Below are 22,558 nucleotides of genomic sequence, written 5' to 3'. Positions count from 1 at the left end.
CTTAGTCAAATCGGCAGGCCGGCGCCATAGTTCCTGCGAGCTAGCCGGAAAAACAAAACGCCAGCACGAGGCTGGCGTCTGGTTGAGCAAGTGGCGGATTATTCTTCGACCACCTTGCGGGCGAACTTGATGCCCAGCTGCTTGAGCTTGCGGTACAAGTGGGTACGTTCCAGGCCCACTTTCTGCGCAACCCGGCTCATATTGCCGTTTTCCAGCGAGATGTGGTACTCGAAATAACGACGTTCCAGCTGTTCACGCAATTCGCGCAAGGGCATGTTGAAGTCAAAACCCGACTCTTCCACCGGTTTTTCATGGCGGAACTGCGCCAGTACCTTGTTGACTTCCGGTGCGTCCACATCATCCGACTCGGAGGTCAGCGCCAGGCTCTTGATGATGCTGCGCAGCTGCTCCAGGTTCCCCGGCCAGTCATACTGACGCAGGGCATTCAGCGCTGCGGTGGTCAGTTTCTTGTTGGGGATCTGCCGAGACTCCACCAGCTCGATCAGGATCTGTTCGGCGATGAAGATGATGTCCTCCGCATGCTCGCGCAGCGGTGGAATCGGCACGATCACGCTGGACAGCGCCGTCAGCAGGCGGTTGTCGCACTCCGGATCGACCAGCAGTTCCTGCAAAGGGCGGCTGCAGGAACACAGCAGACGCACATTGAAGCGGTCCAGCTTGGACAGCAGGAACAACAAGCCCTGCTGCACCCGGCGGTTGTACTGGCCGATTTCCGGCAGAAACAGCACACCGTTATTGGCTTTTTGCAGCAATTCCAGCGGCGCATCAGCCAGTTGTTCCGGCTTGGCCGGCGTCACCCAGGGCGTGTTGCCCTGATGGAAAAAACGCGCCACCAGTTCGAATCCGGAACCCGGTTCGCCGGTAAGCAATACCGGGGACTTGACCTTGGCCACCCGCTCCAGCTGGCGCTTGAGCTCCTGAATCGGCTCGCTGCGGCCCAGTTTGTCCAGGTTCAGCGAGGTATTGGCCTGCATGTCGCCATACTTCAGTGCCCGTTGCACCGTGGTAAGCAGCTTTTGCAGGGCAATCGGCTTTTCCAGGAAATCGAAAGCCCCGATACGGGTTGCCTCTACCGCAGTGTCGATACTGGCATGGCCAGACATCATCACCACCGGCATGTTCAGTTGGCCGGACTTGGCCCATTCCTTGAGCAGGGTGACCCCGTCGCAGTCCGGCATCCAGATGTCCAGCAGCACCAGCGCGGGACGCGTCTGGTTGCGCAACTGCCGGGCTACCTCGGCGTTTTCCGCCAGGGCAACCGTGTATCCCTCATCCTGCAGGATCTCCGAGAGCAGTTCACGAATTCCGATCTCGTCATCAACAATCAATATATCGCTGCTACGCATTAGGCCTCCAGCAATGGCAGGGTGAGAAGAATTCGCGCGCCTTGCTGCTCGCCATTCCCCAATGTGACCTGACCATGGTGTTCCTCCGCTATTTTCTTCACCACCGCCAGTCCCAGCCCCGTACCCTTGGGCTTGCTGGTCACATAGGGCTCGAACGCGCGTGGCAGGAGCTCGGCCGGAAAGCCCGAACCATTGTCCTGCACGCAGACGACCGCGTTTCTTCCTTCTTGTCGGCTGCTAATGTGAATCATCGGGATGTCAACGTCAAGGACCGCATCCTGCGCATTCTGCATCAGGTTATGCAATACCTGCCGCAACAGTGCGGCATCCCCCATGATCATCAGCGGCCTGTCTTCCAGCTCAATCTTAACAGCCGGATTGGATTCGTACAGCGTGCTGACCTCACGCACTACCTGATTGAGATCAAGTTCACTGAGTTTGATGCGTGGTGCCCGGGCGTAATCGCGGAAGGCATCCACCATATTCTTCAGCGCAGCCACCTGCTTGATGATGGTGTCGGTGGAACGCTTGAGCATGTCGGCATCCGACCCGTCGAGCTTGGCAGTCAGTTTCATGGCCAGTCGTTCGGCCGACAGCTGGATGGGGGTGAGCGGATTGCGGATTTCATGCGCCAGCCGCTTGGCCACCTCGCCCCAAGCCGCATCCCGCTGCGCCCTGCCCAGCTCGGTAATGTCGTCGAACACCACAACATAACCGCTTCCGGAGCGTTCCGGCAAGCGGGCACCGCGTACCAGCAGGCTGCGTGGGCCATGACCGGTGACATAGTCCAGCTGGGTTTGCCATTCTTCTTCCTGCTTGTTTTCACCATGTTGCAGCATGGTATCGACCAAGGGAATCAAGGCCGGAACCCGGGTGGACCACTGCTCGACCGGATAGGGTACCAGTTCGGAAAAATCGACGCCCAGTATGCGTCCGGCACTGGTATTGGCGGCACGCAGCTGCCAGGCCGCATCCAATGCAATCACTCCGGCAGAGAGATTGGCCAGAATGCTTTCCAGGTAAAGCTTGCCGCTTTCCAGGGCTTGCTGGGTCTGGTTAGCAGTCTGACGGGCCTCATCCAGCTGCTGAGTCATGCGGTTGAACAGGGTGGTGAGCATGCCCAGCTCGTCACGCCGGTATACCGGGTGGCGCTTGGAGAAATCACCTTGCGCCACCGCGCGGGTACCTGCGGCCAGCTCGGACAGCGGCGCAGACAGACGCTCGGACAGGAATAGTGCAAATGCTAGCGCCGAGGTGAGCGCCAGCAGACAGGCCAGTGCCAGCGTCAACATGTAGAAGGTTTTCAGACCGTCACGTGACAACAGCAGCTGATGGTATTCGGATCGTGCAGTTTCAATTTGCTCGGCATCACGCGCAATGGATTGGGGGGCCGCCTGCACAACCTGCAGTACGCGCCACTCCCCTTCTGCGGTCCGGTACGACAGCAGCACGCGCAAGGCCAGCCCGCTGGCATCATTTTCGATCGACTTGCTGCTCTGGCGCAGTTTCAGGCCACGCAGGCTGTCCCGCGACGGCGGCAAGGGCAGCTGCTTTGCATTGCTGCTGGCAAAATTCAGTAACTGACCGGATTTGTTGAAGATGGCAACTTCGCGCAGCCCCAACTGCTCGCGCAAGCGCTCCAGCCTTGAGGGCAGCATGATGCCGGGCAGGCCGTCGATATCATCCAGCACCACCCGGCTCTTGCGGGCGACATCATCCAGCACGTAGTTGAGAGCACCCTTGCCCAGCTCCAGCCCACGATCCAGTGCGGACTCTACCCGGACATCAAACCAGCTTTCGATGCTGCGCGTCAGAAACTGGGCCGAGATGGTAAATACCAGCAGGCCGGGTACCAAGGCCACCACGGCAAACATCATCACCAGCCGCTGTGTCAGCTTGGCGCCGAATACCCGCCCCTTTACCCGCTGACGCAGACGTAGCAATTGCCGCCCCACTACGCCGAGCAGACCAACCAGCAACAGGCTGTTGAGCCCGAACACCCACCAGTAGTACTCGGCCAGCTTGGAAGCATTGCCGGTTGCTACGGCCAGCAGGTAGAGCATGATGGCTCCGAATGTCGCCAGTGCAATGGCGGCATAGCGCATCAGCTTGCTTCTTTCATGTTGATGGCCGTCCAGTTGGAGGACAGACTCCATTCACCCGAGCCCAATGCATTGAGCTGAAAGGGTTTGGGCAATTCACTGATATCCAGCACCAGCCGCACGCGGCCGGCCACGCTGCCCGGGCTGTGAGGGTCCAGCGCACCGCTTTGCAGCACACGCCAGTCCTGGATAGACCCCAAGGCCCCCATGGCTTCGGCGAGAGAACGGTAATAATTTGAAAAACTGCCGATGGTGACACGGTAACGGCTGGTCAACGACTGATAGGACAGTTTGAAAGTGAGACTGGCGTGGGGTTCGAACCACTCTTTGAGATTGAGGTAATACGCGGTGCTGCGGGGCCGGGTAAGTTCGAACTCCAGACGGAAGGTCAAGACAACGCCCTGTGCCAGGGCATCATTCAGACTGCTGGAAAGCTTGGTTTGAAAGCGGGTGCTGAGCGAGAGCTGACCATCCTGCGTCAGCTCAGCATCGGCACGACGCGCAAGAATGCCGTCGGCCTGTGCCGTAGTGACGGCACAGACCAGTAGCCATAACACCAGGCTAATGTTTCGCAAGCAGCGCGTAATAGAAACCGTCATGACGCTCACAGGGCAACAGCTGTTGCTGGTTCAGGCATTCGGCATCGGCATGGCGTGCCAGGAAAGCCTCCAACTGCTGCTGGTTTTCTTCCGGAAAAATCGAGCACGTAGCGTATAGCATTTTCCCGCCGGGCGCGAGTAGCCCCCATAGCGTGTCAACCATTTGCGCCTGCTGTCTTGCCAGCGCGGCAAAGTCGCCCGGGCGACGCAGCCACTTGATGTCCGGATGACGGCGCACCACGCCGGATGCCGAACAAGGTACATCAGCCAGAATGCGGTCGAAGGGCTTGCCATCCCACCAGTCGGCGACCTGTCCGGCATCGGCAGCATGCAGGCTGGCCTGCAAGCCGCCACGCTGCAGGTTCTCGGCCACGCGGACCAGCCGTTGCGGGTCGATATCCAGTGCGGTCATGTTTACATCCGCCAGCTCCAGCATGTGGCAGGTTTTGCCACCGGGTGCAGCACACGCATCCAGCACGCGCTGACCGGCCTGCAGGTCGAGCAGACAGGCAGCCTGCTGCGCGCCCCAGTCCTGCACCGACACCACGCCGTCGGCAAAGCCCGGCAGTTCCCGCACATTGACCGGCTTGTCCAGCAGGATGCCGCCCCGCTCGTCCAGCGCGGTGGCTGCCATCCCCAGGGTTTCCAGCTGTGCAAGATAACTGGCCACCGAGCTTTTGCGGGCGTTGACGCGCAAGGTCATCGGCGGATGGCTGTTATTCCACTGCAGGATTTCCGACCATTCTTGCGGATAAGCCTGCTGTACAGCCTTCACCCACCAGCGCGGATGATTGGTAGCCGCTTCCAGATCCTTGTCTGCCAGACGCAGCATTTCCTCACGCTGGCGCAGGAAATTGCGCAGCACGCCATTGACCAGGGCTTTGAATTTGCCGCGTGCCAGGCGCTCGGATAGTTTGACTGCCTCGTTGACGATGGCGTAATCCGCCGCACGGGTATACACCAGCTGATAAAGCGCCACCAGCAGCACCCGTTCCAGCTGTGGTTCCGGCAGGGCCTTGGGTACCAGCCGCCGCAGCCAGAAGCGCAGGCGGGCCAGCTGACGCAGGCTGCCATAGCAGATGTCCTGCAGGGCGGCGCGCTCTTGTGGCGTCAGTTCACTGCCCTGGCGCTGGGCTTGAGCCAGCGCCTCGGTCAGGGTATGGCCGGATTCCACCTGGCCCAGCACGTCGGCGGCCAGTTGCTGTATGCGATGCATGTCAAAACCTTGAAATGGCAAACGGCGAGCACTGCGCACTCGCCGTATGAAAACGGCCGGTGTCCGCCTGGCGGTACCGGCCCGTGATTTGTTCAGTTGCGCATGATACGTTCAGCCCACGCCGCACGCTATAGCGTGCAAGCGGGCAATGCGCTCCTCAGTGTGCGGGTGGGTACGAAACAGCTCACCCACCTCCAGCCCTGCCAGCGGGTTGATGATCATCATCTGCGCTGTTTCCGGATGGGCTTGTGCCGTAGGCATGGCAATACCTTGAGCGTAGTACTCAATCTTCTGCAGCGCTGACGCCAATGCCAGCGGGTCACCGGAAATTTCTGCACCGCCACGGTCGGCTTCGAATTCACGGGCGCGGGAAATGGCCATCTGGATCAGGCTGGCCGCCAACGGTGCCAGAATGGCCAGCAGAATGCCGGCCAGCGGATTGACCGGACGGCCATTCTCGTCGCGCCCGCCAAAAAACATGGCAAAGTTGGCCAATGCCGACACGGCACCGGCCATGGTGGCGGAGATGGTGGAAATCAGGGTGTCGCGATGCTGCACATGGGCCAGTTCATGTGCCATGACACCACGCAGTTCGCGGTAGTCCAGCATGCGCATGATGCCGCTGGTTGCCGCGACGGCGGCGTGTTCAGGATCGCGCCCGGTGGCAAAGGCGTTGGGTTGCTCTTCGTGAATCACGTAAACCCGTGGCATAGGCAGGCCAGCGCGCTGCGCCAGCTCAGCCACCATGCCGTAAAACTCGGGGGCGGAGCGGGCATCGACCTCCTGGGCGTTGTACATGCGCAACACCATCTGGTCGGAATTCCAGTAGGCAAACAGATTCATCCCGCCGGCAAACAGCAAGGCCAGCAGCAGGCCGCTCTTACCACCGATCAGCGCACCGATCACGCCGAGAAACGCCACAAATCCAGCCATCAGCATGGCCGTCTTGAACATATTGTTCACACCACCCTCCTTTTGCTGTGACCCATACAGACGCTTACTGACCTAAGCGGGTTCCCACCAGCGCGGCACGACCAGCGGCAAAATCGCGTGCACTCAGCCGCTTGCCACCTGCTGCCTGTAGCTGGCTAAGCACTACCAGTCCGTCACCGCTGCCCACCACCACGCCGTCGGCATCGGCACGTAGCACCACACCGGCTTCGCCTTGGCCGGCAATGGCATGCGCCTGCCACAGTTTCAGCGGCTCGCCGCCCAGCTTGCTAAAAGCACCGGGAGCCGGGTTGTAGGCGCGGATGGCGCGGGCAATATCCGCAGCCGGCAGGCCCCAGTCCACTTCGGCCTCGGCCTTGCTCAGCTTGTGGGCATAGGTCACGCCGACTTCGGGCTGCGCTTGTGCCTGCAGTCCATCCAGCCCGGCCAGGGTGCTGACAATGGCCTCGGCACCGCATGCGGCCAGCTTGTCGTGCAGGCTGGCGGCGGTATCGTCCTTGGAAATGGCCACCGGATGCACCGACAGCATGGCGCCGGTATCCAGCCCCACATCCATCTGCATGATGGTGATACCGGTTTCGGTGTCACCTGCCAGGATGGCGCGCTGGATGGGTGCGGCACCGCGCCAGCGCGGCAGCAAGGACGCATGGATGTTCAGACAGCCGCGCGGCGGAATGTCCAGCACGGCCTTGGGTAGCAACAGGCCGTAGGCCGCCACCACCATCAGTTCGGCACCGATCTCGTGCAGCATGGCCTGGGCTTCTTCGGTCTTGAGCGACAGGGGCTGCTCCACGCGCAAGCCGTGTTCCAGCGCCACTTCCTTTACCGGGCTGGGCTTAAGCTTCATGCCACGCCCGGCGGGGCGATCCGGCTGGGTCAGCACCAGGGCAATCTCGTGACCGGCTGCCAGCAGGGTGCGCAGCGCGGCGGCGGCAAATTCCGGCGTACCGGCAAAAATCAGTTTCATCGTAAGCCCACAAGTAGAAAAGACAGGGCTGGCCTGTCCTTTTCAGAGGCACCGTTGCCTGCCTATGCAGACCGGTGCCATTTATCACATATTCTGTTTTTCGCGCTTTTTCAGCTTGGTGCGGATACGGCCCTGCTTGAGTTCGGACAGGTATTCGACAAACACCTTGCCGTCCAGATGATCGATTTCATGCTGGATGCAGATGGCCAGCAGGCCGTCGGCTTCCAGTACATATTCGGCACCGGTGGCATCCTGTGCGCGCACCTTGACCCGTTCGGCACGGGTAACCTTGTCGTAGATGCCGGGTACGGACAAGCAGCCTTCCTCATACACGGTTTCACCTTCTTTTTCGAGAATGACCGGGTTGATGAAGACGCGACGTTCGTTGTGCTCCTCGGAAATATCCATCACCACCAGGCGCTGGTGATAATCCACCTGGGTGGCCGCCAGACCGATGCCCTTAGCCTCGTACATGGTTTCAAACATATTGTCGATCTGGGTCTGCAGGGCTGCGTCAAAGGTCTCGACCGGCGTGGCCACGGTATGCAGACGCGCATCCGGATAATGCAAAATATTCAGCAGCGCCATCGGTTTTCTTGCTCCAAGTTGTCGTAATGCCATCAGCACGTCGATAATAGATGTGTCTGACGCATGCTCGTTTGTCAAAGGAGCGCTCGCGGGCGCTCATTACACTCAATATTGGGGCACTTTTCATGCGTAAAAGTATTATATCGCTTGCTTTGGCTCTGGGACTGGCTCTCCCGGCTTTTTCCGACACACTGACCATCAAACCCGGCGCTCCGGCGCGCTATACCGTGGTCAAGGGCGACACGCTATGGGGTATTTCTGGCCGTTATCTCAAGAGCCCGTGGAAATGGCCCCGTCTGTGGCAGATGAACAAGACTGAAATCAAGAACCCGCACTGGATTTATCCCGGTGACGTACTGGTACTGACTTATGTAAACGGTCAACCGCGCCTATCACTGGAAAAATCCCGGCAGGGTGATGTACGCCTGTCTCCGCAGGTGCGCATGTCTGACATCGACAAGGCTGTATCCAGCATTCCGGCCAAGGCGATCGAACCATTCCTGTACCGTCCACTGGTGGTCAATGAAGAAGAATTCGCCACCTCGCCCAGACTGGTTGCCGGTCCGGAAGAGCGGCTGGCATTTGGCACCGGAGACCGCGTCTTTGCCAACGGGGTGGGCGAGATGGGCAACTGGCAGGTCTATCGCGCCAGTAAACCGCTGATCGACCCCCAAACCAAGGAGAACCTTGGTTACGAGGTGCTGTATGGCGGCGACACCCAGGTGGACAAGTTGGGTGAGGAAATCCAGACCATGCACATTACCAAGGTAAGCAGTGAAATCCTGGTGGGCGACCGCCTGATCAAGGCTCCGAAAGACCAGTTTGTCAGCTATGTGCCGCACAGCCCGGATGGCAATATCCGTGGACAGATCATCTCGGTATACGACGGCGTGGATGGCGCGGCGCAATACTCCAACGTCGTGATCAACCGTGGCAAGCGCGAACAGGTAGAAGCTGGCGATGTGTTCAGCATCTACAAGAATGCCAAGCCTGTCACCCTGATCATGGCCGATGGTGAGAAGAAAGAAGTCACTCTGCCGGGCCAGACCATCGGCAAGATTTTTGTCTACCGGGTGTTTGACAAGGTGTCTTATGGGCTGGTACTGGAAAGCACCGATGCAACCAGCGTCGGAGATGTGATCGCACCACCGGAAGACGAATGAGCCAGGCCACGGAAGACTGGCTGTTGCTGGCGCTGACACCGGGCATAGGCCCGGCTGGCTTTCTCAAGCTGATTGCCGGCTTTGGCTCGGCCAGCCAAGCCATTGCCGCCAGTACGGCGCAGACCACGCCCATTCTGGGCCAGGAAGCGGCACGCGCACTGCGCGACCGGCTGGCCGGCCCCTCCGTGGAGGCCGCACTGGCCTGGGCATCCCAACCTGACTGTACCTTGCTCAGCCTGCTGGATGATGATTATCCGCAGGCGCTGGCCGAAACAGCGTCGCCACCACCGCTGCTGTTTGCCCGTGGCCAGCGGGCATTATTGCAACGCCCCATGCTGGCCATGGTGGGCAGCCGCAGCGCGACCCCACCGGGAAAGCAGATTGCCGAAGACTTTGCCCGCCGGCTGTCCGCCCTGGGTTATACCATCGTCAGTGGCATGGCCAGCGGCATTGATGCCGCCGCGCACCGTGGTGCCTTGCAGGAAATCGGTTCCAGCATTGCTGTCATCGGTACCGGTATCGACCGGGTTTATCCGGCCAGCAACCGCGAACTGGCCCACCAGCTTGGTAGTACCGGCCTGATTCTGTCTGAATTTCCATTGGGAGCCGGCCCGCTCGCCAGCCACTTTCCACGCCGCAACCGCATCATTGCCGGCTTGTCGCGCGGCTGTTTGGTGGTAGAGGCCAATATCAATTCCGGCTCGCTGATTACCGCCAGGCTCTCCGGCGAGTACGGGCGCGAAGTCATGGCCATTCCCGGCTCCATTCACAATCCACAGGCACGAGGCTGCCACCGTTTGCTGAAAGATGGAGCCCGGCTGATCGAAACGGTGGAGGATGTACTGGAAGAAGTGGGCCGACCGGCAGTAATCAGCCCGCAGCCACGGCTGGATAGCCACGTCGCCGAGCACCCGGTTTTGGCACTGCTGGGCTTTGATCCGGTCAGCAGTGAGACACTTGCCGTGCAACTCGGGTTGACGCAGGGGGAGCTTTACGCGATGCTGCTCGAGCTGGAGCTTGCCGGCAAGCTGGCCAGCTTGCCTGGCGGGCAGGTCCAGCGGCTGGTCTGACCCGGACCGGATCGTGTGGTAGCCCATTTGAAGAAGACCTGATGTTTGACGTTCTCACTTATTTGTTCGAGCAATACCGTGACCCGGACGCCTTTGGCGACCGCGGCTCCCTGATGCGCCAACTCGAAGCCGCCGGCTTCGAGGACGAGGAAATCAACGACGCACTGGACTGGCTGGACAATGTTGCCAATATGGTAGACGGCCTGTATGCCAGCGCTGATGATGCCTCCGGCATGCGCATCTACGCCGATGCCGAACTGGAACGCCTGCCCACTGAAGTGCGCGGCCTGATCCAGTTTCTGGAAGATCACGGTGCACTTTCGCCATCGCAGCGTGAAATGGTGATAGACCGCCTGTGCGAGCTGCCCGACGATGACATCAACGTCGGCTCAGCCAAACTGGTGGCGCTGATGGTGTTGTGGGCACAAAAGGCGGAATTGCCCATCCTCTTGGGGGAAGAACTGCTGGACGCCATTCACGGCGAACCGACCATGCAATAACTTGTCAGCATTGGCGGTACGGGCTTACCATCCCGCCTCGCCTGATGATAATGGCAGGGAATTTTGCACAAGAGCGCCAAATGCGCTCTTGTTTTATTTGCGCTCTTGCTTTATTTGATAGATAGAACCGCTATCAGCCGGATGTTTCCGGTACACACTGAAACGAAAACATGCCCTCCAGCCTCTTGATCGTTGAGTCGCCATCCAAGGCAAAAACGCTGAAGAAATACCTGGGACCGGACTTCGAAGTCCTGGCCTCCTACGGTCACGTGCGCGATCTGGTACCCAAAAACGGCGCGGTAGACCCTGAAAAGGGCTTCGCCATGAAATACCAGCTGATCGCCCGCAACAGCAAACACGTTGATGCCATCGTCAAGGCAGTCGCCGAAGTCGACCATGTCTACCTGGCAACTGACCCGGACCGCGAAGGCGAAGCCATTTCCTGGCACCTGGTGCAAATCCTCAACAGCAAGAAGCTGCTGAAGGACAAGACCGCCCAGCGCGTGGTGTTCCACGAAATCACCAAGAACGCGGTGCTGGAAGCCATCGGCAATCCGCGTGAAGTGGCACAAGACCTGGTGGATGCCCAGCAGGCACGCCGTGCGCTGGACTATCTGGTGGGTTTCAACCTGTCCCCGCTGCTGTGGAAGAAAATCCGCCGTGGCCTGTCTGCCGGCCGGGTACAAAGCCCGGCACTGCGCCTGATCTGCGAACGCGAAAACGAGATCAAGGCCTTTGTGCAGCAGGAATACTGGTCGGTACACCTGGATAGCCACAAAGGCCGTACCAAATTTTCCGCCAAACTGACCCAGCTTGCCGGCAAGAAGCTGGACCAGTTCGACATCCCCAATGATGGCGAACACGCCAGCATTCTGGCCCGCCTGCAAGACCAGCCGGCCACCGTCACCAGCATCGAGAAGAAAAAGAAGTCGCGCAGCCCGGCCGCGCCCTTCACCACCTCCACGCTGCAACAGGAAGCCGTGCGCAAGCTGGGCATGACTACCGACCGCACCATGCGGACCGCACAGCAGCTGTATGAAGGTATCGACATCGGCCAGGGTACGGTGGGTCTGATCACCTATATGCGTACCGATTCGGTGGCGCTGGCCAACGAAGCCGTGGAAGAAATTCGTGCCTATATCGGCGACACCTTCAACAACGACTTCCTGCCCAAGAACCCGGTCGCCTACAAGAACAAGTCCAAGAACGCCCAGGAAGCGCACGAGGCCATCCGCCCGACCTCCATCCTGCGCACACCGGAGTCGGTAAAACCCTTCCTCACCACCGACCAGTTCAAGCTGTACGACATGGTGTGGAAGCGTACCCTGGCCTGCCAGATGGCCCCGGCCAAGTTCGACACCACCAGCGTGGACATCACCATGGGCGAAGGCATCTTCCGTGCCAGCGGCCAGGTGCAGACCTTTGCCGGTTTCCTGGCCGTCTACGAAGAAGACGTGGACGATGCCGAGGACGAAGACAATGCCAAGCTGCCGCTACTGGAAGAAGGCGATAGCCTGCCGGTGGACAAGCTGTACGGCGAGCAGCACTTCACCCAGCCGCCGCCGCGCTTCTCCGAAGCCAGCCTGGTAAAGGCGCTGGAAGAATTCGGCATCGGCCGTCCTTCCACCTACGCCAGCATCATCTCCACGCTGAAGGACCGTGAATACGTCATTCTGGACAAGAAGCGCTTCCTGCCCACCGATACCGGCGACATCGTCAACAAGTTCCTGACTGAGCACTTCAGCCAGTACGTGGACTACAACTTCACCGCCAAGCTGGAAAACCAGCTGGATGACATCGCCAGCGGTCAGCGCGAGTGGGTGCCGGTGATGGACAGCTTCTGGAAGGGCTTCTCCAAGCAGATTGCCGAGAAGGAAAGCATTTCCCGCGCCGAAGTCACCACCGAGAGCCTGGACGAAGCCTGCCCCAAGTGCAGCAAGCCCTTGTCGATCAAGTTTGGCAAGCGCGGTCGCTTCATCGCCTGCACCGGCTACCCGGATTGCGACTACACCCGCAATATGGGCGAAACCGCCGAGCAGGCAGCGGAAGAAGCCGAAGCCCCGACGGTGATCGAAGACCGTGTCTGCCCGGACTGCGGCGGCGCGCTGCACATCAAGAAGGGCCGGTACGGCAAGTTCATCGGCTGCGCCAACTACCCCAAGTGCAAGCACATCGAACCACTGGAAAAACCGCGCGACACCGGCGTGGAATGCCCGGAGTGCAAGGCTGGCCATCTGATCGAGCGCAAAAGCCGCTACGGCAAGCTGTTCTACAGCTGCAATACCTATCCCAAGTGCAAGTACGCCACCTGGAACCCGCCGGTCGCCGAGCCCTGCCCCAAGTGCAACTGGCCGATTCTCACCATCAAGACCACCAAGCGTCGCGGTACCGAGAAAGTCTGCCCGCAGAAGGAATGCGGCTACAGCGAGGTGATTGCCCCACCGGAAGCCAAGCCGGCGGAAGAATAAATCACCACCAGCGGATTGCACTCTATGACGCCACCTTCGGGTGGCGTTGTTTTTTTGGCCATGGTACTGAAACCCCTGCAACGGGAAGGGCTACGCCATCAGCATTGGCAATCGGCTGATTTTATTGATCAATTTCGGAAAAGCCGCCATATAATTCGGAAATCAGGCTAAACCGTAAGCAGCCAAGCCGCCTGAAGGTTCCTGCGACGGGCCACATCCATTCCAGACAATACGCCGCCTCCATGTCAGGCGGCGTTTGCCGTTTCACGGGCCAGCGTGCCCAGGCAAAGCACACATCATGAAAACACACAGCAGCTTCTTTTTTACCGGTGCAACGGTACTCACCCTGTTCGGCCTGCTCAGCGGCCACTGGCTGATGCTGCCCATCGCCTTTCTCATTGCCTTTTGTGGCATGGTGGTGGCCGACCGCGAACAGCTGGCGGACATGGATGCCCGCACCGCAGCCATGCTGCTGGTACTGCCCAGCCAGCATCCGCTGCTGCCGCTGGACCATTTTCACGGCGACGAGTTGATGTTCTATCAGGCCGGCAGCCCGGTATACCGGGTATTGCAGGCCAATGGTGCCAGCTGGGAGCTGGTGGGCGAGTATGGCAAGGTGGAAGATGACAGCGGCTGTATTCGCGTCTACCCCGGCTATCTGTATCGTCGCCGCTCAACATCGGTGCGTCAGGGCTGATCAGCTACCGAGGTTTTACCCTCCAACTCGGTATCGCGGATTTCCTTGCCCAGGAAAAAGTTGAGCGCAGTACGCAGCACGGCAATGGCGGCCAGCTTGCCGATCTGGTCCCAACTAGGTGCTACAGCGGTGGACAGGATGTCGGCCGCCAGCTGTAATTCCAGCGCCAGCGCCAGAAAGCGGGCAAAGCTGAGTCGTACCGCATTGAATTGCGCCATGCCCGGCTCAAAGCAGCGCTGCAGATAGCGCACCCCGGCCACCAGTACGCCGATGCCAATCACCACGGCACCGCTGGCTTCCACTGCCAGTTTCAGCCACAGCACCAGATTCAATACCAACTCTTCCACTCCGGATTCGGCGGGTGACAGCATGTCCTCTCCTTGCGCTTGATGTGGGCTCCCCAGCATACACGCAAGGCAGGGCAGTGCCAGTGGGCAGGCCATGTCGTGGACATGTTATGCTGCCGGTCTACCCTGTCCGACTGCTCGCATGCTGCTACTGAAACTGACGCTGGTTCCTGCCTTTCTCTACCTGCTGGCGCAGGTGGCCAGGTATTACGGGCCACAGCGTGCTGGCTGGATGGCGGGCCTGCCCGTGGTGGCCGGTCCCATCCTGTGGCTGTTGCTGCAAGAGCATGGCGCAGACTTCGCCACCCATGCCGCCATGCAAGCCATCGCGGCCATTGCCGCTTCCGAACTGTTCAATCTGGTATACGCCCGTTGCGCAGCCCGCTCAGGCTGGCCTTTGACGCTGACTGCCGCCTTGGGCGGCTGGTTGCTGGCAGCCATGCTGCTGCAGGCGCTGACACTGTCGCTGCCATCGGTCCTGGCCGTGGCCGGGCTGGCGGTGCTGATCAACAGCCGCTGCCTGCCCAGGCCAGCGGCAAAGGATGTGCGGGCGGCAGCAAACGAAACGCTGTGGCTGCGCATGCTGGCGGCAGCTGTACTAACCCTGCTGGCAAGTCTGGCAGCAAGCAGGCTGGGCGCACGCTGGAGCGGGGTGGTTGCAGTATTTCCGCTACTGGCGGTAGTGATGGCGGTGTCGACTCAGCGCATGCAAGGCGCAGCGGCAGTACAGGTGCTACTGCGCGGCATGTTGCTGGGACGGCTGGGTTTTGCCGGTTTCTGTCTGACGCTGGTCTTGCTGCTGCCCCGGCTGGAAGGCAATCTGGCGTTTCTGCTGGCCGCACTGATCTCGATCGGCTTGCAGCTGCAGTCCCGTCGGCTGTTGCCCGCCTAGTGGCCAAACAACACCAGCGACCACATGGCCGCCAGATTGATCAGGCCCAGCAACTGGGCGGCACTCCCCATGTCCTTGGCGCGCTTGGCCAGTGGATGACGCTCTAGCGAGGTATGATCCACCGCCGCCTCGATGGCAGAATTGAGCAGTTCGATCACCAGCGTAGCCAACGAACTGGCCACCAGCAGCGCACGGGCCAGCGGACTGGCCGGGACAATGAATAGTGCAGCAGGGATGAGGATGATGGCCAGTAAGGCCAGTTGGCGGAAAGCATCCTCATGGCGGAAGGCCGCCTTGATGCCATCCAGCGAATAGCCAAAGGCATTGATCAGCCGGCGAATGCCGGTCTTGCCCTTGAACGGGCTTTCCTCATGCTTGCTCATGTCGGGTCCTGTAGTTGCGCGGTGCCGTCTGGTCTGATGCCAGTCTGGCGAGCGGCATGTTAAGCGCTGCCGCCGTCATGGGCAAGCGCTGGCCATATTGCCATGCCAGCGGCGATGTTGCCGCCGGCAGATGACAGGCTGATGGCAGGACTCAGTGCTGGCAGGCCCGCTCCAGGGCATCGATATACAGACCAGCCACATTGATGTCGGTCTGGTCCATGATTTCGCGGAAGCAGGTGGGGCTGGTGACATTCACCTCGGTCAGATAATTGCCAATCACATCCAGCCCGGCCAGCAGGATGCCGCGCTTTTTCAGCTCCGGACCCACCGCTTCGGCAATTTCCCGGTCACGGGCACTGAGCGGACGGGCTTCGCCACGGCCACCGGCGGCCAGATTGCCACGGGTTTCACCCGCGGCCGGAATACGCGCCAGGCAGTAATCCACCGGCACGCCATCAATCACCAGCACACGCTTGTCGCCATCGCGGATTTCCGGGATGTAACGCTGCGCCATGATGGTGCGTTTGCCGCGCAGGGTGATGGTTTCCAGAATCACCGACAGGTTTGGATCATCCGGCTTCACCCGGAAAATGCTGTCGCCGCCCATACTGTCCAGCGGCTTGAGGATAACGTCCAGATGCTGGCGGATGAAGGCCTTCAACCGTGGCGTCTCGCCGGTAATCATGGTGGGGGCCGTCAGCTCGGGAAAATTGAGGATAGCCAGCTTTTCGTTGAAGTCACGCAGTGCCTGACCGCTGGTGAATACCTTGACGCCCTGCGCTTCAGCCAGCGTGAACAGCTGGGAGGCATACAGGTATTCCATGTCGAACGGCGGATCCTTGCGCATCACCACCGCATTGAAGGCAGTCAGCGGTTGGCGATGCACATCTTCCAGCTTGTACCAGGCCGGATGGTCGCCCTTGCGCTCATCGGTGATGGTCAGCCCGCGGGCATCCACCAGCAAGCGGCCGCCTTCCACCGACAGCTGGTGCGCCTGGGCATGGCTGATGGCATGACCGCGCCGTGCAGCCTCTTCCATCATGGCAAAGGTGGTGTCCTTGTAGATCTTGAACTGTTCCAGCGGGTCGGCGATGAACAGGATACGCATGCTGCTCTCCAGGGTTGGGTGGTGGCCGGCAGGCGGCCGTCAGCCTCATTGATGATAGTAGGCGTCCAGCGCATAGCGCCGGGTAGATGTTTTCCAGCGGCCATTGACCAGGGTTTCGCGGGTCACGCGCACCTGTTTGCCTGCCGGGTCCTGCGCGTCTTCAATCAGCCGCTCCACAGCCTGCAGGCGGTGGCGGGCATCGAACTGGTAGTCGGTGGTTTCGTGGTAACAGCAGCCGCTCTTGGCAAAGCTGCGTAGCCGTTTGCGCTTGGCATCCACCTGAAACATGCCCAGGTTTTCTTCGGTCAACGTTGATAATTCATCGTTGAGCACAAATTGCTTGCGGGCAGTGTCGTACAGGTAAACACGGTAGGTGGGGCCGCCGTAGGGGCCGTCATTACCGTTTTGCACCGCGAAATCGGCATGACCGTCGAAGTCGAAATCGGCCACATTGATCACACCCTGCAAATCATACAGGCGCGCGCTATTGACCAGCGGCTTGCCGTTGTCGCCATGCGCCATATAGACATTGTCCAGCCGTAGCTGCTGTACCCTGCGCTGGCTGCGTTTGTCGATGATGTTGATGGTAGCCGGGCCTTCTGCCGCCCAGTCGCGCTCGCCCCAGTTGAACAGGCCGATGTCGAAACGGTAAACCGGCGAAGCATTGTCGATGCGCTGGCGCATCAGCTGTCCGCCCTGCAATTGCGCCAGCCGCTCTTGGTAACGGCTTTGCAGGCAGGCAACGTCTACTTTGCACTCGGCACGCGGGCCGTTCAGCCAGTTGCGCTGATTTTCCTGCAGCAGACCATCCTGATTGTGCTCGCGGTAGGCCGTGACCAATTGCTCATCCAGCGTGGAAAGCGCAGGGGTCGCGCAGATGACCTGCTCGATAGCTGTTGCCGCCTTGCCGCAATCGAAGCTGGCCGCCGTTGCCATAAGGGGCAACAGCAGCAGCCACAGTCCACGCAGAATCTGCATGGCCTCAATCGCGCTCGGGGTCGGTGTTTTCCAGCTCCAGCGCGGCGGCCAGCAGGGCCAGACGGGCAATCACGCCATAGGCGTAGAAGCGGTTGGGCGCACAGTCCGGTGAACCGTGTTTGTCCGGCAGGCAGGGGGTTTCGAACGACAGCGGTACAAACTGCATGCCCGGTGCGTTGAGGTTTTCGTCAATGCCACGACCGGTGTGCACGCGGTAGAAACCACCGGTGACAAAGCGGTCCATCATGTACACCACCGGCTCGGCCACTGCGTCGTCCACTGTTTCGAAGGTATACACGCCTTCCTGCACGATGACTTCGGAGACTTCCAGCCCTTCTTTCACCACCGACATCTTATTGCGCGCCTTGCGGTTCAGCCCGATGACTTCCTCCGGGCTCTTCACGCTCATCACGCCCATGCCATAGGTGCCTGCATCGGCCTTGACGATGACGAAGGGGTCGTTCTTGATGCCGTATTCACGATATTTGGCCGCGATCTTGTCCAGTGTGCCGGCTACTGCTTCGGCCAGCGCGTCCTCGCCCTGACGAGCGTGGAAATCCAGCCCGCTACAGTTGACAAAGTAGGGGTTGATCATCCACGGGTCGATGGAAATCAGCTGGGCAAACTGTTCGGCCACCTGATCGTAAGCGGTAAAGTGATTGCTCTTGCGTCGTACCGCCCAGCCGGCATGCAGCGGTGGCAGCAGGTTTTGTTCCAGATCCTTCAGGATGTCGGGAATGCCGCCGGACAAATCGTTGTTAAGCAGCACCACGCAGGGGTTGAAGCCATCGGCCAGTTTCAAACGGTTACCCTGACGCAGGATGGGTTCGAGCTTGACGATGTCACCGCCAGCACTGGTCAGCTCGGTGACTTCGGTGATTTCCGGGTTCAGCGTACCCAGGCGTACCTTGAGGCCAGCCTGCTCGAAGATGTGCACCAGCGTGGCCACATTTTGCAGGTAGAAAGTGTTGCGGGTGTGGTTTTCCGGAATCAGCAGGATGCTGCGTGCTTCCGGACAAACCTTTTCCACTGCAGCCTGCGCCGCCTGGATGGACAAGGGCAGGAAATCCGGATTCAGGTTGTTGTGTCCGCCGGGGAACAGGTTCATATCCACCGGAGCCAGCTTGAAACCGCTGTTGCGCAGGTCGACCGAGCCGTAGAACGGTGCGGCGTGGTTATGCCACTGACTACGGAACCAGTGCTCGATATGTGGTTGGGCGGTCAGAATGCGGCTTTCCAGTTCCAGCAACGGGCCGGTCAGTGCGGTGGACAGGTGTGGGACGGTCATGGGCTCCCCTAGGCGTCGGAATGACTTGCGAGTAATTGATCTATGGTGGGGGTTGGCTGCGGGGAATTCAACCCTGCTTCATGAAGGAAAGCTTCAGCCTGACGACGTGCGTGTCTGCATGACAAGTGCAATTCACCTTGCCGGCCAGCCCGGCGGCCGACCGGCACGCAAAATTGGCCGGGCTGCGCTTAGTCCAGCGGCCAGACTTCGCCGTAACTGCGCTGATACATGGCGCGTAGTTGTTCCCAGTCGAAGAAGTGATTCTGACAACCGGCAGTGGTGACTTTGATGGCACCGATCATATTGGCCAGACGCCCGGTCAGTTGCCAGTCCAGCTGGCGGCTGATGCCGACCATCAGTCCAGCGCGGAAGGCATCGCCGCAGCCCATCGGGTCCACTGGCGGTTGCGGCATTTCCACCCGTGGCAGGTGGATGTGGTCGGCTCCCACGTAGAGATCGGCCCCGCGCGAACCGCGCGTCACCACCACGGCGGCAACCTTGCGGCGCAGATCGTCCACCGTCAGGCCGGCGCGTTCGCGCATCAGCTCGCTTTCGTAGTCGTTGATGGTGATATAGCTGGCCAGCTCGACAATCTGGTGAATCTCTTCGCGCGACAACAGTGGCAACTCCTGACCCGGGTCGAAGATGAAGGGAATGCCAGCGGCGGCCAGCTCTTGCGAGTGCTGCAAGAATGCCCGATGGCCACCGGGCGACAGGATGGCCAGTTCCACTGGTTGACGGATGTCGGCGATATGGTTGTCGGTAGAAAACTCCATCGCCCCGGGATGAAAGGCCATCAACTGGTTGCCGTCTTCATCGGCGATGCCGAAACACTGGGCGGTGTATTGCTTGCGGATCAGCCGGATATGGCTGTCGTCCACCCCGGCCCGCAGCAGGTGCTGGCGGTAGGGCTGGAAATCTTCGCCGACCGTACCCATCACCAGCGGTTTTTCGCCCAGCAGGGTGAGGCTGTAGGCGATATTGCCCGCCATGCCGCCAAATTCGCGTCGCATGCTAGGAGCCAGAAAAGTGGTGGAAATCTTGTGTAGCTGATCGGGCAGGATCTGACTGTCGAATCGACCGTGAAACGAGAACAGCGTATCGTAGGCGAGCGCCCCGCATACCAGGAGAGACATGCTCACTCCGAATAAAATTCAACTGAACATTTTAACATGAAACTTTTTTGTGCATGCGGAGCGAAACTTGCGCCTGCACCCTCTCTCCAAAGGCAGCAAACCTCGCTTTCCCATTCTGCAAGCTAGTTCTGGAGGCCAAATGAACCTGACATTATTGCGTGCCACGCTGCTGGCCGCCCTGCTCTGCCTGCTGCCACTGGCAGCCAGCGCAGCGCCCACCCTGGCGCAAACCCGCTTTATCGACCAGAGCGGCAGCTCGGTTTCCCTGCGTGCTTACCAAGGCAAGGTGGTACTGGTGAACTTCTGGGCCACCTGGTGCGGCCCCTGCCGCGAGGAAATGCCCATGCTCAATGCGCTGCGCGAGCGTCTGGCCCCCAAAGGCGTTGAGGTGGTGGGCGTGGCCCTGGACAACAAGGCGGAAACCTATAACTTTGCCCGTCAGCTGAAAATCACCTATCCCATCGTGCTGGGCGATAGCGACACGCTTGGCCTGCTGCGCACGCTGGGTAATCCGGCCGGGGCCCTGCCTTACAGCATCATCCTGGACCGCAACGGCAAGCAGGTGGGCAGCCTGCTGGGCCGCCTGAACGAGAAGAACCTGGAAGACACCCTGCGTCACTTCCTGTAAGTCTTGCAGCAGCCTGCAACAAAAATCCCCGCTATTGTCAGCGGGGATTTTCATTTCTGCTACTTGGCAGCTGAAGTAATCAGAGGCTGGCCGCCAATTCGCTGCCCTGACGGATGGCGCGTTTGGCATCCAGTTCGGCCGCCACATCGGCCCCGCCAATCAGATACACGCGCTTGCCGGCATCCAGCAATGGCTGCTGCAGTTCGCGCAGCGGGTCCTGACCGGCACAGATGATGACGTTATCCACGGCCAGTACTTGCGGCTCGTCCTTGATGATGACATGCAGGCCGGCATCGTCGATCTTCTGATAGCTGACGCCGGACAGCATCTTCACCTTTTTCATTTGCAGGCTGGCGCGATGAATCCAACCGGTGGTCTTGCCCAGACCATCCCCCACCTTGCTTTGCTTGCGCTGCAACAGGTAGACCTCACGCGGACTGGCATGCGGCTGCGGGCCTTGCGGGCTGAGGCCACCCGGCTCGGCCACATTCATGTCCACCCCCCATTCCTGCATGAAGGCCGCCACATCCAGCGAGGTGGATTTGCCTTCATGGGTCAGGAACTCCGCGGTATCAAAACCGATGCCACCGGCACCGATGATGGCGACACGCTTGCCCACCGGCTTGCCGTGCTTGAGCACATCCAGGTAATTGAGCACCTTGGGGTGGTCTATGCCGTCAATCTGCGGCAGCCGCGGCGCAATGCCGGTGGCCAGTACCACTTCGTCGAAGTCCTGCAGCATAGTCGCATCGGCACGGGTGTTCAGTTGCAACGAGACGCCGGTATCAGCAAGGCGACTGGCGAAATAGCGCAGGGTTTCGTAGAACTCTTCCTTGCCAGGAATGCGCTTGGCCACATTGAACTGACCGCCGATTTCGCTGGCGGAATCGAACAGCGTCACCTGATGGCCGCGCTCGGCTGCGGTAGTGGCACAGGCGAGGCCTGCCGGGCCGGCTCCCACCACAGCAACCTTTTTCTGCTGAACGGCCGGGGTGTAGTTGAGTTCGGTTTCGCGGCAGGCGCGCGGATTCACCAGACAGCTGGTGAGCTTGCCTTGGAAGATGTGGTCGAGACAGGCCTGGTTGCAGCCGATGCAGGTGTTGATGCTGTCGGCCTTGCCGGCGGCTGCCTTGTTGACGAAATCCGGATCGGCCAGGAAGGGGCGCGCCATCGATACCATATCGGCACAGCCGCTGGCCAGAATGTCCTCCGCCACTTCCGGAGTATTGATGCGATTGGTGGTGATCAGCGGAATCTTCACCTTACCCATCAGCTTTTTGGTGACCCAGGCAAAACCGCCACGCGGCACCATGGTGGCAATGGTGGGGACACGGGCTTCGTGCCAGCCGATGCCGGTATTGATGATGCTGGCACCGGCGCGCTCGATTTCCTGCGCCAGCTGCACCACTTCGTCCCAGCTGCTGCCGTCCTGCACCAGATCCAGCATGGACAGACGGTAGATGATGATGAAATCGCTGCCCACCGCGGCACGCACGGCCTTGACCGTTTCAATGGCAAAGCGGATACGGTTTTCAAAGCTGCCGCCCCAGTCATCGCTGCGCTTGTTGGTGGCGCGGGCGATGAACTGGTTGATCAGATAGCCTTCCGACCCCATCACCTCGACGCCATCGTAACCTGCTTGCTGGGCCAGTCTGGCGCAGCGGGCGAAGTCGGCAATGGTTTGCCACACCTCGGCGTCGCTCAATTCACGCGGGCGGTAGAAGTTGATGGGCGCAATCAGCGGCGAGGCCGACACGCATTTTTCCTGAAAGCTGTAGCGCCCGGAGTGCAGGATCTGCAAGGCAATCTTGCCGCCTGCAGCATGCACGGCAGCGGTCACCTTGCGGTGGTCCGGCACATGCTGCTCATCGGCCAGCATGGACGCGCCTTCGGCCACACAGCCTTCCGCATTCGGCCCTACTCCGCCAGTGACAATCAGCCCCACGCCGCCGCGGGCGCGCTCGGCATAGAAAGCAGCCATTTTGTCGAAACCGCCAGCGGCTTCTTCCAGGCCGGTATGCATGGAGCCCATCAGCACGCGGTTTTTCAGCGTGGTAAAGCCCAGGTCCAGCGGGGAGAGCAAATGCGGATAAGCAGTCATGTTTCGTCC

At 60.2% G+C, this 22,558-nt stretch carries 21 protein-coding genes; 7 read left to right on the top strand and 14 right to left on the bottom strand.

Features of this window, described 5'->3' with window-relative positions; genetic code table 11:
- Window positions 1–98: 98 nt before the first annotated feature.
- The 7 genes from QVF59_RS12835 to def all read right to left on the bottom strand — a co-directional run bounded on the left by QVF59_RS12835 (window position 99) and on the right by def (window position 7,790).
- On the bottom strand, window positions 99–1,367 hold the full coding sequence (locus QVF59_RS12835) for a sigma-54-dependent transcriptional regulator (RefSeq protein WP_045846398.1): 1,269 nt from the start codon (window positions 1,365–1,367) through the stop codon (window positions 99–101).
- The gene (locus tag QVF59_RS12830; protein WP_240902538.1) at window positions 1,367–3,523 is read right to left on the bottom strand and encodes a sensor histidine kinase; all 2,157 of its coding nucleotides are present in this window, start codon (window positions 3,521–3,523) and stop codon (window positions 1,367–1,369) included. The genes QVF59_RS12835 and QVF59_RS12830 overlap by 1 nt, the downstream gene beginning before the upstream one ends.
- The gene (locus QVF59_RS12825) at window positions 3,472–4,026 is read right to left on the bottom strand and encodes a DUF4390 domain-containing protein (protein WP_287880391.1); all 555 of its coding nucleotides are present in this window, start codon (window positions 4,024–4,026) and stop codon (window positions 3,472–3,474) included. The genes QVF59_RS12830 and QVF59_RS12825 overlap by 52 nt, the downstream gene beginning before the upstream one ends.
- Before the next feature lie 4 nt (window positions 4,027–4,030).
- Window positions 4,031–5,284 (bottom strand): 16S rRNA (cytosine(967)-C(5))-methyltransferase RsmB, encoded by a 1,254-nt coding sequence (rsmB, locus tag QVF59_RS12820; protein WP_159880027.1) that lies wholly within the window; start codon window positions 5,282–5,284, stop codon window positions 4,031–4,033.
- Between the two features lie 111 nt (window positions 5,285–5,395).
- On the bottom strand, window positions 5,396–6,238 hold the full coding sequence (gene htpX, locus QVF59_RS12815) for a zinc metalloprotease HtpX (protein ID WP_287880465.1): 843 nt from the start codon (window positions 6,236–6,238) through the stop codon (window positions 5,396–5,398).
- A 43-nt stretch (window positions 6,239–6,281) separates the two neighbouring features.
- A complete protein-coding gene (gene fmt, locus QVF59_RS12810) occupies window positions 6,282–7,202 on the bottom strand; it encodes a methionyl-tRNA formyltransferase (RefSeq protein ID WP_287880388.1) in 921 nt (306 codons plus the stop codon).
- Between the two features lie 84 nt (window positions 7,203–7,286).
- Window positions 7,287–7,790: a peptide deformylase gene (gene def / locus QVF59_RS12805; protein WP_159880031.1), complete on the bottom strand. Its 504-nt coding sequence runs from the start codon at window positions 7,788–7,790 to the stop codon at window positions 7,287–7,289.
- A 125-nt stretch (window positions 7,791–7,915) separates the two neighbouring features.
- Here def and QVF59_RS12800 point away from each other — a divergent pair, with 125 nt between their 5' ends.
- From QVF59_RS12800 to QVF59_RS12780, 5 genes are all read left to right on the top strand, one after another.
- The gene (locus QVF59_RS12800; protein ID WP_159880033.1) at window positions 7,916–8,953 is read left to right on the top strand and encodes a LysM peptidoglycan-binding domain-containing protein; all 1,038 of its coding nucleotides are present in this window, start codon (window positions 7,916–7,918) and stop codon (window positions 8,951–8,953) included.
- A complete protein-coding gene (dprA, locus tag QVF59_RS12795; protein ID WP_287880385.1) occupies window positions 8,950–10,023 on the top strand; it encodes a DNA-processing protein DprA in 1,074 nt (357 codons plus the stop codon). The genes QVF59_RS12800 and dprA overlap by 4 nt, the downstream gene beginning before the upstream one ends.
- A gap of 41 nt (window positions 10,024–10,064) precedes the next feature.
- Window positions 10,065–10,523 (top strand): Smg family protein, encoded by a 459-nt coding sequence (locus QVF59_RS12790; protein WP_159880037.1) that lies wholly within the window; start codon window positions 10,065–10,067, stop codon window positions 10,521–10,523.
- 170 nt (window positions 10,524–10,693) lie between these two features.
- Window positions 10,694–12,991, top strand: coding sequence for a type I DNA topoisomerase (gene topA, locus QVF59_RS12785; protein WP_159880039.1), 2,298 nt, complete (start codon window positions 10,694–10,696; stop codon window positions 12,989–12,991).
- 298 nt (window positions 12,992–13,289) lie between these two features.
- The gene (locus QVF59_RS12780) at window positions 13,290–13,688 is read left to right on the top strand and encodes a hypothetical protein (protein WP_287880383.1); all 399 of its coding nucleotides are present in this window, start codon (window positions 13,290–13,292) and stop codon (window positions 13,686–13,688) included.
- Here the strand turns inward: QVF59_RS12780 and QVF59_RS12775 are convergent.
- On the bottom strand, window positions 13,679–14,059 hold the full coding sequence (locus QVF59_RS12775; protein ID WP_159880043.1) for a DUF1622 domain-containing protein: 381 nt from the start codon (window positions 14,057–14,059) through the stop codon (window positions 13,679–13,681). The two genes, QVF59_RS12780 and QVF59_RS12775, sit on opposite strands and share 10 nt — an antisense overlap.
- Before the next feature lie 118 nt (window positions 14,060–14,177).
- On the opposite strand from QVF59_RS12775, the gene QVF59_RS12770 reads away from it, so the two are divergent.
- A complete protein-coding gene (locus QVF59_RS12770; protein WP_287880381.1) occupies window positions 14,178–14,927 on the top strand; it encodes a hypothetical protein in 750 nt (249 codons plus the stop codon).
- Here the strand turns inward: QVF59_RS12770 and QVF59_RS12765 are convergent.
- From QVF59_RS12765 to QVF59_RS12745, 5 genes are all read right to left on the bottom strand, one after another.
- A complete protein-coding gene (locus QVF59_RS12765; RefSeq protein ID WP_159880047.1) occupies window positions 14,924–15,310 on the bottom strand; it encodes a diacylglycerol kinase in 387 nt (128 codons plus the stop codon). The genes QVF59_RS12770 and QVF59_RS12765 overlap by 4 nt on opposite strands.
- Before the next feature lie 151 nt (window positions 15,311–15,461).
- On the bottom strand, window positions 15,462–16,418 hold the full coding sequence (gene gshB / locus QVF59_RS12760; RefSeq protein ID WP_159880049.1) for a glutathione synthase: 957 nt from the start codon (window positions 16,416–16,418) through the stop codon (window positions 15,462–15,464).
- A gap of 45 nt (window positions 16,419–16,463) precedes the next feature.
- A complete protein-coding gene (locus QVF59_RS12755; RefSeq protein ID WP_287880378.1) occupies window positions 16,464–17,396 on the bottom strand; it encodes an XAC2610-related protein in 933 nt (310 codons plus the stop codon).
- Between the two features lie 4 nt (window positions 17,397–17,400).
- A complete protein-coding gene (gshA, locus tag QVF59_RS12750) occupies window positions 17,401–18,684 on the bottom strand; it encodes a glutamate--cysteine ligase (RefSeq protein ID WP_159880053.1) in 1,284 nt (427 codons plus the stop codon).
- Between the two features lie 188 nt (window positions 18,685–18,872).
- Window positions 18,873–19,820 carry a carbohydrate kinase family protein gene (locus tag QVF59_RS12745; RefSeq protein ID WP_287880375.1) on the bottom strand — a complete coding sequence of 316 codons (948 nt, stop codon included), beginning with the start codon at window positions 19,818–19,820 and terminating at the stop codon, window positions 18,873–18,875.
- 139 nt (window positions 19,821–19,959) lie between these two features.
- Between QVF59_RS12745 and QVF59_RS12740 the strand changes: the two genes are divergently transcribed.
- On the top strand, window positions 19,960–20,448 hold the full coding sequence (locus QVF59_RS12740) for a TlpA family protein disulfide reductase (protein WP_287880372.1): 489 nt from the start codon (window positions 19,960–19,962) through the stop codon (window positions 20,446–20,448).
- Window positions 20,449–20,527: 79 nt separating this feature from the next.
- Here the strand turns inward: QVF59_RS12740 and QVF59_RS12735 are convergent, their stop codons facing one another.
- Window positions 20,528–22,549, bottom strand: a complete 2,022-nt coding sequence (locus QVF59_RS12735; RefSeq protein ID WP_287880370.1) for an NADPH-dependent 2,4-dienoyl-CoA reductase — start codon at window positions 22,547–22,549, stop codon at window positions 20,528–20,530.
- Window positions 22,550–22,558 lie beyond the last annotated feature (9 nt).

It is taken from the genome of Aquitalea sp. (assembly GCF_030150775.1).
GTDB lineage: Bacteria > Pseudomonadota > Gammaproteobacteria > Burkholderiales > Chromobacteriaceae > Aquitalea > Aquitalea denitrificans.
This window is presented reverse-complemented; position numbering and strand designations above follow the sequence as displayed.